Origin of the sequence: Amycolatopsis sp. NPDC051071, from assembly GCF_040682875.1 — a bacterium.
In the GTDB taxonomy this organism is placed as follows: Bacteria; Actinomycetota; Actinomycetes; order Mycobacteriales; family Pseudonocardiaceae; genus Amycolatopsis.
In genome coordinates, this window is record NZ_JBFBBY010000049.1 from 31,606 (window position 1) to 41,326 (window position 9,721).

Annotated in this window: 12 protein-coding genes; 4 read left to right on the top strand and 8 right to left on the bottom strand. The window is 67.3% G+C overall.

Translation table 11 applies throughout. The annotated features are described in order from the left end of the window. Positions 1 to 204: 204 nt before the first annotated feature. Positions 205 to 1,113, bottom strand: a complete 909-nt coding sequence (locus tag AB0M65_RS18005; RefSeq protein ID WP_364028531.1) for an MBL fold metallo-hydrolase — start codon at positions 1,111 to 1,113, stop codon at positions 205 to 207. Positions 1,114 to 1,333: 220 nt separating this feature from the next. Here AB0M65_RS18005 and AB0M65_RS18010 point away from each other — a divergent pair, with 220 nt between their 5' ends. The 3 genes from AB0M65_RS18010 to AB0M65_RS18020 all read left to right on the top strand — a co-directional run bounded on the left by AB0M65_RS18010 (position 1,334) and on the right by AB0M65_RS18020 (position 3,946). After that, positions 1,334 to 2,191 (top strand): helix-turn-helix transcriptional regulator, encoded by an 858-nt coding sequence (locus AB0M65_RS18010; RefSeq protein ID WP_364028533.1) that lies wholly within the window; start codon positions 1,334 to 1,336, stop codon positions 2,189 to 2,191. Positions 2,192 to 2,258: 67 nt separating this feature from the next. Continuing rightward, positions 2,259 to 3,074: an SAM-dependent methyltransferase gene (locus AB0M65_RS18015; RefSeq protein WP_364028535.1), complete on the top strand. Its 816-nt coding sequence runs from the start codon at positions 2,259 to 2,261 to the stop codon at positions 3,072 to 3,074. Positions 3,075 to 3,088: 14 nt separating this feature from the next. Continuing rightward, on the top strand, positions 3,089 to 3,946 hold the full coding sequence (locus AB0M65_RS18020; protein ID WP_364028537.1) for an SAM-dependent methyltransferase: 858 nt from the start codon (positions 3,089 to 3,091) through the stop codon (positions 3,944 to 3,946). A gap of 12 nt (positions 3,947 to 3,958) precedes the next feature. On the opposite strand, the gene AB0M65_RS18025 is transcribed toward AB0M65_RS18020, so the two are convergent. Both AB0M65_RS18025 and AB0M65_RS18030 read right to left on the bottom strand, forming a co-directional pair. Continuing rightward, positions 3,959 to 4,213 (bottom strand): hypothetical protein, encoded by a 255-nt coding sequence (locus AB0M65_RS18025; RefSeq protein WP_364028539.1) that lies wholly within the window; start codon positions 4,211 to 4,213, stop codon positions 3,959 to 3,961. Positions 4,214 to 4,218: 5 nt separating this feature from the next. Continuing rightward, positions 4,219 to 4,491: a hypothetical protein gene (locus tag AB0M65_RS18030; protein WP_364028541.1), complete on the bottom strand. Its 273-nt coding sequence runs from the start codon at positions 4,489 to 4,491 to the stop codon at positions 4,219 to 4,221. Between the two features lie 351 nt (positions 4,492 to 4,842). Here AB0M65_RS18030 and AB0M65_RS18035 point away from each other — a divergent pair, with 351 nt between their 5' ends. After that, positions 4,843 to 5,097, top strand: a complete 255-nt coding sequence (locus AB0M65_RS18035) for a DUF397 domain-containing protein (protein WP_364028543.1) — start codon at positions 4,843 to 4,845, stop codon at positions 5,095 to 5,097. Between the two features lie 68 nt (positions 5,098 to 5,165). Here the strand turns inward: AB0M65_RS18035 and AB0M65_RS18040 are convergent, their stop codons facing one another. From AB0M65_RS18040 to AB0M65_RS18060, 5 genes are all read right to left on the bottom strand, one after another. Next, entirely contained in the window at positions 5,166 to 5,714 is a 549-nt protein-coding gene (locus tag AB0M65_RS18040; protein ID WP_364028545.1) for a hypothetical protein, read from the bottom strand. After that, the gene (locus AB0M65_RS18045; RefSeq protein WP_364028547.1) at positions 5,707 to 6,840 is read right to left on the bottom strand and encodes a hypothetical protein; all 1,134 of its coding nucleotides are present in this window, start codon (positions 6,838 to 6,840) and stop codon (positions 5,707 to 5,709) included. Before AB0M65_RS18045 ends, AB0M65_RS18040 begins: the two co-directional genes overlap by 8 nt. Before the next feature lie 19 nt (positions 6,841 to 6,859). Then, complete coding sequence (locus tag AB0M65_RS18050) at positions 6,860 to 7,261, bottom strand: FixH family protein (RefSeq protein ID WP_364028549.1); 402 nt, start codon at positions 7,259 to 7,261, stop codon at positions 6,860 to 6,862. Between the two features lie 8 nt (positions 7,262 to 7,269). Beyond that, positions 7,270 to 8,718, bottom strand: a complete 1,449-nt coding sequence (locus AB0M65_RS18055) for a hypothetical protein (RefSeq protein ID WP_364028551.1) — start codon at positions 8,716 to 8,718, stop codon at positions 7,270 to 7,272. A gap of 113 nt (positions 8,719 to 8,831) precedes the next feature. Then, a complete protein-coding gene (locus AB0M65_RS18060) occupies positions 8,832 to 9,689 on the bottom strand; it encodes an alpha/beta hydrolase (protein ID WP_364028553.1) in 858 nt (285 codons plus the stop codon). Positions 9,690 to 9,721: the final 32 nt, after the last annotated feature.

Genomic DNA, 9,721 nt, shown 5'->3' on the forward strand with positions numbered 1-9,721 from the left:
CATGGGGCATAAACCGGGCATTTTCCAGTCAAAAGGTGTCCATTATGGATAGTCAAGGCTCGGCCTGGCTCCGTCGGCCGACCCGGACCCGCGCCGCGAAGCCTCGGCTTTGAAGCTCGCGAAGCCGACCTCAAGGCAGAGACTCGGTCACGCCACCCAAGCGCACCCCTCAACAGAACCCGAATCGACCATCGACCCATCCCGTCAGGAGAAGCAGCGGATCCGGGCACCGTTGTAGGCGACCATGTCCGCCATGGCGGCCCGTAGGTCGATCGGCGCGCCCCAGTCGAGGCCGTCGAGTTCGGCGTAGGCGCGGTGCAGGTTCGCGGGCAGACGCTCCTGTTCGGACAGCGTGTCGTAGGGGCCGAGATCGGCCTCGCGAGCGGCCTGAAGTGGCGTCAGCCCGGCGGCCTTTCCGTGCGAAGCGAGCTTCTGCAGGAACTCCAGGTATCCGTCGACGACGTCGATCGCCTCGGGACCGCATATCGGACCGTGGCCCGGCACGATCGTCTCCGGTTCCAGCTCGCGGACCACGTCCAGGGCCTTCCGCCAGCCGGTCGGTGAGCCCATCAGTGCGAACGGGCTGCCCCCGTTGAAGATCAGGTCGCCGACGAAAAGCACCCGCCGCTCCGGCAGCCACACCAGCACGTCGTTGGTGGTGTGCGCGGCATGTCCTGGGTGGATCAGCTCCAGCCGGACGTCGCCGGCGTGGACGGTCAGCCGGTCGTCGAACAGCACTTCGGGCGGCCGCAGCTCGAGCTTGCCCCAGTCGCTCCCGGTGAAGGAGTTGTCGTAGGTGTTGATCCCGGTCGCGACCATCGCCTCGCGGGTCTTCCGGTGCCCGACGATCGTCGCGCCGGTCGCGAGGTAGTTGCCGTTGGTGTGGTCGCCGTGGTGGTGCGTGTTGATGACGGTCGTCACCGGTGCCCCGCCGGTCGACGTCGCCGTCTCCAGCAGTGCCCGCGTACGCCGTTCGGTGGAGCAGGTGTCGATGACCACGGTGTGCTCGCCCGCGGCGACGAAACCGCAGTTGTTGATCCACCACGAGCCGTCGGGTTGCACATACCCGAAGACGCCTTCCGTGACCTGCTGGGCGAAGGGGGATTGGTCCACTCGGTCACTATCCCGCACGAAGGTGCCCGAAATGTGACGAGATCGCTCCGCCACCAGGGTGACGCACCAGGTGACTGGTGTTTTCGGCCGTTTCCTGGAACGCTGCGCAATGTCATCATCGATCCCCGCAAGGTGAAGTACTCTGGGTGGGTTCGATTGTTCGCGCGCAGGACGGCGGGGAACCGCGGTCCTGGCTATGTGGTCCGGGAGAGCAAGGCTGATGGCCAGCACCGTCACCTCGCGCCGGAAGCAGCTCGGAAACGAGCTCCGGCATGCCCGCAACGCCGCGCGGATGACACAGCAGCAGGTCGCCGAGGTTCTCGGCTGCACCCAGGGCAAGGTCAACAAGATCGAGTCCGGTGCCGTCGGGGTCAAACTCGGGGATGTGCGCTCCATGCTGAACGCGTTCGGGATCAACGGCGACGAGGCCGACACGTTGATGAACCTTGCCCGCGCCGCGGCCGGGCAGCGCGGCCACTGGTCCGGTTACCGATCCGTGGTGCCGCACTGGTTCCGCACCTTCACCGACCTCGAACCCGCGGCCGCGGAGATCCTCACCTGGCACGGTGAGCGCATCCCCGGCCCACTGCAGTCCGAGCACTACATGCTCAAGCAGTTCACCGAGGCGGGCGCCACCGACGTCACTTCGCTGGTCCGCAACCGGCTGGACCGCAAGGCCGTTTTCGAACAGCAGCAGCCGCCGTACTACCGGTTCATCATCAGCGAAGGCGCCCTGCGCCGCGCCCCCGGCGGATCCGCCCCCGCGGTGATGCTGGACCAGGTCGAACATCTGCTGGCCTTGGACAAACATCCGCGGGTCTACGTGCACGTGCTGCCCTTCGCCGCCCGCCTCGCCGCGGTGCCCAACGACTTCACCATCATGCGTTTTCCTGATCGCACCAGGGATTTCGTCTACATCGAACATTCCGCGGGCGGGTTGTACCTCGACGACGTCAAGGACTTCAACATTTTCGTCGATTCCTGGGACCGCTTGCGTGGCGCGGCATTGGAACGCCACGAGACCAGGCAGTTCCTGAAAGAACTCGCCGAGCTGTACCGCAATCAGATGCAGTCCTGAGAAGCGAGTGCGGCCCTTGGGTAGGGTTACGCACATCACCGCCGTTCGAGAAGGACAGGGGCTGGACGTGGATCCGGAGTTCCTACCCGAGGGCGTCGATCTCGAGCGGCCCAACGCCGCCCGGATCTACGACTGGGCACTCGGGGGAACCGCGAACTGGGCGGTGGACAGGGAATTCGGCGAGCAGCTGGTCAAGGCCTTCCCGCTCATCCGCTCACTGGCCAGGGCGAACCGGGCCTTCCTCGGCCGCGCGGTGCGCTACTGCGCCGAGAACGGCGTGAACCAATTCCTCGACCTCGGTTCCGGTGTGCCCACCGTCGGCAACGTCCACGAAATCGCCGGCGAGGTCGACGACGACAGCCGGTGCGTGTACGTCGACAACGAACCGGTCGCCGTCGCGCATTCCAGGATCCTGCTGGAGAAAAGCGGCGACTCCGCCCGGCACGCGGTGATCGGCGGCGACCTGCGCCACGCCGACGACGTCTGGGAACGTGCTTTCGAAACCGGCGTGCTCGACCCGGCGAAACCGGTGGCCCTGCTCACCGTCGCGGTCCTGCATTTCGTGCCGGAACCCGAAATCGCCACCGTCATCGCGCGCTACCGCGAACTGCTTCCCGCCGGTTCGTTCTACGTCCTTTCCCACGTCACGATGTCCGGTGTGGAAGGTGACGAGCTGGAGCACGTCCAGCGCGTCGTGAAGCAGTACGGGCAGTCGAGCACACCGGCGTCCTTCCGCGCCGAGAAAGAGATCCGCGGCTTCTTCGGCGACTTCGGCCTCGTGGAACCGGGTCTGGTCCCGGTCGGGACGTGGCGGCTGGACGACCCCCGCTCTCCTGCGCTTAACTGCGCCATTGGCGGGGTCGCCCGCAAACCCGCTTTGTGACGAGGTGTGACGGCATGACGACGCAGTACGACCCCAGCGACCCACCGGCCCCCGAAGGCGTCGATCTCGAACGACCCAACGTGGCGAGGGTGTACGACTGGTTCCTCGGTGGCACGGCCAACTGGGCCATCGACCGGGAGTTCGGCACGCAGGTGCTCAAGCAGTTCCCGGAGGTCAAGACGTTCGCCAGGGTCGGACGCGACTTCCTCGGCCGCGGCGTCGGCTACCTGGCTCGCCAGGGAATCACCCAGTTCCTGGACATCGGTTCCGGGGTGCCGACCGTCGGCAACGTCCACCAGATCGCGAGTGCGGTCAACCCGGATACGCGGGTCGTCTACATCGACATCGAACCGGTCGCCGTCGCGCATTCCCAGCTGCTGCTGGAACGCGAAGGCCTGCTCGGGCGGCACGCGGTCCTGCAGGGCGACGTACGGGACCCGGCCGACATCTGGAATCGCGCCCTCGAAACCGGGGTGCTCGACCCGCGTCAGCCGATCGGACTGGTACTGGTCGGCCTGCTGTACTTCCTCGGCCCGGACGAACCGGTGCACGAAATGGTCCAGCGCTATCTCGACCTGCTCCCGTCGGGTTCGTACTTCCTGTCCTCGCATCTGACGGAGGACGGCGTCACCCGCAAGGAGGGCGACAACCGGGAGAACGTCCAGGAGCTGTACAAGAAGACGAGTGCGCCGTTCCACCTGCGCAGCCGCGCGGAGTTCGCCGCGTTCTTCGACGGACTGGAAATGGTGGAGCCGGGGATCGACTGGATGGCCGCCTGGCATCTGGACGAAGCGGCTTCGCGGGCGAGCAACAAGTTCGCCGACGACCCGACCTTCACCGGTGGGCTCGGCGGCCTCGGCCGCAAGCCCTGAGACCTTGCGGAATCAGGCCCGGCCGGTCAGGGGTGTCAGGTCGAACTGACCTTCGAGTGGCCGTCCGGTCCTGATCAGGTCCCGGTGCCCGCCGCGTCGCCCGGGGAAATCGATTTCGGAGTTCCACGGCGGCTGTTTGCGCAGCGGGGCCTGGATGAGGCTGAACCCGAAGCGCTGACGTAGTTCGAGCCCGATGGTGCGGTGTTTCGCCGACGTCGGTCGTTCGTCCTCACGGCGGAACAACAGCGTGGTGAGGCGGACGGCCATACCGATCACACCCCCCGGCTCGGACGCGGCAACCGCGTCTGGTCGGCCGAACCGGCCAGGCCGAGACAACGTTCACACGGCATTCCCGAACCGACGGCGATCCATTCCAGATGGTCGTACGGCATCGCCGCGCCGCAGCGGGCATGCAGGAATTCGGGGTGCGAGCCCCTGGAGTGCAGGTCGAACAAGTGCGCGGAGCGGCGGCTTTCGCCTGCTGTTCCGGCCATGAGCCTCCCGACGGCGAGTACCGTCGCAGGCATGGTGTCCTGAATGATCACGCTGATCCTCCCCCACGAGGTCGGCGATGGCTGGGCATGCGCCACGGGGCGGTGCTCCGGCCGGGCACCTGCCGTCGGCGCCCTGCTGGAACGGCGAAACTCCCGGTTGAACGCCACCCGGCGAAACTTATCGTCAAGGTTTGCGCATGCTGCGGGCGATTCACCAACAACCGAGCCCCGGCCGCTGCGATTAATCCTACTCCTGGAATAATCTTCATGTCGAGGGTGGGCGGAGTTGATCACCCACTTGGCCGTGCGGGATAGTCCCGTTGAGGCAGGGAGAAGCTGGGGCCGTGACGGTTCGCGCAGGTCGCGACCCGCATCCCCGACCGACGTTCGGAGGTACGACCAATGGCCGATTATCCATCGGCGGCGGATTACGATCCGACCACGGCCGTGTCGCTGTTCGACGACGCCGCTTGGGAGAAATCCTTCGCGAGCGAGCCCAACGGAGGGAACTGTGTCGAGGTCAACCTGGGCAGGGAAGGCCTGGTCGGGGTCCGTGACACCAAGCTGGCGGGGAGTCCCGTCTTTGTCTTCGATTCCGGTGAGTGGAACGCCTTCCTGAAGGCGGTCAAGGCAGGGCAGTTCGATCTGAGCCCATGACGAGGGCTCGCGTGCCCTTCGAGGGACACGCGAGCCCATGCAGCCATCCGACCTTCTGTCACTTCGAGTTACACCGCGGCCGGGATCCCGTCCCCTCGCAGCCTCGATTTGGTGCGCCGCCAGGCGACGGTGATCAGGACGCCGAGGACGATCAGCGGAATCAGGCTGATCGACCAGCTCACCCCCATCGGCGGCCCCGGCTGTTCGAGTACCGCCAGATCGCGGAGTTCCCCGGCACCCTTGCCTGCCGGTCCGTCGAGCTCGAACCGGAACGTCCACGAGCCCTGCGTCTGCAGTGCGCGGATGTCCAGTCCCCAGACCTCCAGTTTCCGCGGGTGTTTCGCCAGCGGCTGGGCCCGGCCGAGCCGCCCGGTCTCCGGGTTGACGAACGCGAGCGTCCCCGTTTTCCCCGCGATCCCGTCGTCCGGGATGAACGTGAAGTCCAGCGATTGCATGGCACGCAACGGCCATGTGCTGAATCCGACCGTCATCCCGTAGGGACCGGCCTGCACCCGTTCGGTATGGACGATGTTCACCGGTTCGTAGGCGTTCGCGGCCGGAGTGGTCGCGAACAGCAAGCCGATCGCCGCCGCGAGCGCCAGCACTGTCTTACGCATGCGCGTTGTCCTCCTTCGCCGGGGCCAACAGCCGCAGCATCCCACCGAAACGCCACCCGGCGAACCCGCCGAGCAGCCCGAACACCGCGCCGGCCGCACCCGTCGCGAATACGCCTGCCCAGTCCACCGAGTGGCCCCCGTAGACGATGACGTTCTGGATCGGCATGCTCGCGCCGACCAGGAATCCGCCGATCACGCCCGCCGGCACCGAAACCCGGCCGGTGGACCAGCCACGCCGCGAAAGCAGGTAGATCGCTTCGAGGACGGCGGCGATGGGCAGCAACGCCATCGGCATCAGCGCGGGCATCGCGGGCACGCCGTCGATGTAGTCGCGCATCGGCAGGCCGACGGCGCTCGCGTACGCCTCCGCGGCCCACGGCGAGAACCACCAGGTGATCGCCTGGATGACGGCCAGCGAGCCGGCGACCCAGAGTGCTCCGCCCGGCTTGCGCCAGAAGCCGGCACCCGCCGAGACCAGCAGTATCGAAAGCAGCGCGATACCCACGGCGATGACGTCGACCAGGTCGACGTCGATCTGCTTCAGCCCCAGCACGGTGACCGTGCTGAACGCGATCAGCACGCCGAGGCTGCCGACGACACCGACCGTGCCCCAACGGTGTTCCCGCGCGGCCGCGAACACCATGACCGTGCCGATGATGCTCAGCGTGATCGACAGCAGCAGCCCGATATGCGGTGGCGAGTCGATCACCGCGTCGAAGCCGTACAGGCCGTGCCACCACTGGTCCCACAGGCCGTACAGCAGGAACATCGCCGCGCCCGCCCCGGCGACCAGGTAGCCGGCCGGTGCGGCGAAGACCTTGCCGAACACGTTGATCGCGCGGCCGCCGACGCGGGCGTCGACCGCCCGGCCCGCCCGGCGCGCGGCCGTCGTCATCAGTACGACCACGAGGCTCGCCAGCCCGGAGATCGCGCTGCCTGAATACAGGAACAGGTGCGGCATCGTGAAGAACGTGTCCGGGCCGACGTCGCCGTGCCACTGGATGTCCCAGGTCAGCCCGATCAGCGAGATCACCGATCCGGCCAGCACCGTGCCCGCCGGCACGAGACCGGCGCGTTCACTTCGCGCCACCGAGGCGACCCTCGCCCCTCCCGCGGTGAGATCCATACCCCCGACCTACCTCTCTTTACTTGACCAGCAAAGGAAAAACGTGCTGCGTGGCGCCGGACGGCCCACGCAGTGAAACGGTGATCTCCCATTGACCCGCCATCGGCAGCAGGACGTCGCCGGTGCGATAGCGGCCAGGTCCCTCGGCGATCGCGGGTGACGGGGCGAGCGCGTGCCCCATTTGCGGCATCACGGGTTCGATCGTGACGACGTCCGGCGCGGCACCGGTGACCGTCAAGGCGAAGACGTTGCCGCCCTGATGCGGATCGTCGACCGACAACTGCACCGTGTACGCGCCCTGTGTCGAGCGTTGCACCTGTTCCCCGCCACCACTCGGCCAGACGAGCCAGGCCACGATCGCCGCCACGAGCACGGCGACCACCGAGATCAGCAGGACAGGCTTACGTCTTTGAGTGTCCACTGTGGATCTCACTGCGGCACCCCTTCCGGTCGGACCTCTATCTGCAGGGGCACGGTCAGCACGGTGTAGCCGCGTTCGGCCTGCAACCAGATCCGGTATCTGCCGGGTGCGGCGAAGGTGTAGGTGAACGGGACGTCCGGGCCGTACGCGGCGACGGTTTCGTCCGGTTTCCCCGGCATACCAGGCGATTGCGGGATCATCGAGTGTACGTGTGCCCAGGTCGGCGCGGTAGCGGCGACCGCGCCGACCCGGCTGTCGTCGGTTATCGGGCCGACGACGATCAGGTGGCCGAGCATGCCAAGCCACGGTTGGAGGTCCGCCTTGCCGAACCGCGCGGTGATCGTGGTCGGGGTGCCCGGTTTGATGGCGACGTCGACCGGATTCCCGTTGACCACGCGTGCACCGGCTCCGGCAGGTACGGGTTCGGCGGGGGAGTTCGTGCCGTCGGCGACCGGCATCGTGGTGCGTGCCAGTTGCACGCCACCGCCTCGCCGCGCCAGTTCGGCGGCGACGGCGTAGGTCCCGGCCTCGGGCGGTGTGAGCTTCACCCGGTAGTCGCCGGGGCCGACACGCACCGGATGGAGATGCCAGAGCCTGCCGGTCGGCGAGATGACGACGAGGTGGATCAAAGCGTTGTCGTGCACCAAAAGATCGTCGACAGGGCGCCCTGTCGCGCCGTCGGCCAGTGCGAGCCGGACCTCGGTGAGGCCGCCGGCGCGGGCGTTCGGCGAGTGTACGGCCAGATTCACCGGCGGCCGGGAGAAGTCCATTGTGGACATCTGCGCGTTCGCGTACGGGTCCTGGATGTTGTTGATCGTGGGATCCAGCGCGGCACCCGGTGCGGGTGGCGCCGGTGTCGACGCCGAAAGCATCGCGCCGGTGATCGCGACCGCGAGCGAGGCGACCATGCCACCCGCCGGGATCAGCGCCAGTTGCGGCCGCCGGACACGCATCGCGACGACCAGGCCGATCACCAGGAACACGCCCGCGGCGACGAAACCACCGAAAGTAGCCCTCTCCCAGGGAGGAATGACTCTCGCCGGGACGAGGAACGGGATCGACGCGGTGTCCGTCCCGTCGTCGAGACCGAGTTCCCACGGCCCCGGCTGATCCACCCGCAGCAGGCCGGAGCACGAGCCGGGTTTCCCGCCCAGCTGGATCGTGGTCTCGGAAAACGTCGTCCCCGCGGTGGACGCGCGTAGTTTCAGCGTTCCGGGCGCGCTTCCCGCATGCGTGACGACGTCGACGTGCAGTGGACCGGGTGCGATGTCCATCCGCCGCAGCACGACCGTGAGATCGCGGGTGCCGAGCGTCTGCGCGACCTGGACGTCCGCTCCGCTCGACACTCCGTCGGCTCGCGCCGTGCCACCCAACAGCAAGGTCGCCAGCGCGCACAACATCAGCACGCGGGCGATGACCAACGGCGCCGCGCGCCGCCCCCTCGGTGAATTCCCCATCCCGCCTGAAGGTAACGACGGCGTCGAAAGAAAGCGTCACGGCGCGGGGTGAACCGAGGTCCCCCGTAAAGGGGACCATGGCCCTTACCCCGGCTGGGGGGCCGCCTCAGGGTTCATCCGGCCAGGAACGGTTTCAGGTGATCGAGCAGGACCCGAGGACGTTCTTCGGCGAGAAAATGGCCGCATTCCGCGATCGCCGTACCGGAGACGTCGTTGGCGTAATCCTTCCAGATCTCCAGTGTCGGCAGCTTTCCCAGCAGGCCACTCGCTCCCCAGAGCGCGAGGACGGGGAGTTCGAGGCGGCGACCGGCGTCGAAATCGGCGTCGTCCGCCTCCGCGTCGTGAGGGAAGGAGGCGCGGTAGTCGTCGAATCCGGCGCGCAGGGCGCCCGGCGCGGAGAACGCGCGGACGTATTCCTCGACCGCTTCGGAACTCAGGCCCTGCCTTTGGTGCGTCCAGCGTTCGTAGAAATAGCCAAGGTAGGCGCCGATATCCCGCCCCGCCAGGAGTTCCGGCAGATCCGGCTGCAGATGGAACAGCCAATGCCAGTAGGCGCGGCCGATTTCGGTGTCGAGCCGCTTCCAGAGTTCCCTGGTCGGGATGATGTCGAGAACGGCGAGGCGTTCGACCTGATCGGCCCGGTCCAGCGCCCATCGGTGGGCCACCCGGCCGCCGCGGTCGTGCCCGACGACCGACACCCGCTCGAAGCCCAGACTCGTGGCGAGCGCGGAAACGTCGGCCGCCATCGTGCGTTTGTCGTAGCCGTCCCGGGGTTTGTCCGTTTTGCCGTAGCCGCGCAGGTCGGGGGCGATCACGGTATAGGTCTCGGCGAGCTCGTCGATGACCTGGTGCCAGCAGTACGACGTCTGCGGCCAGCCGTGCAGGAGGAAAAGCGCTGGACCCTCGCCGGCACGCAGGTAGTGCATCCGGAGGTCGTCGACGGCGGCGGTTCCACTTTCTAACCGGTTCATGGGGTTAGACGGTAGCTTCCGGATCTCACCGG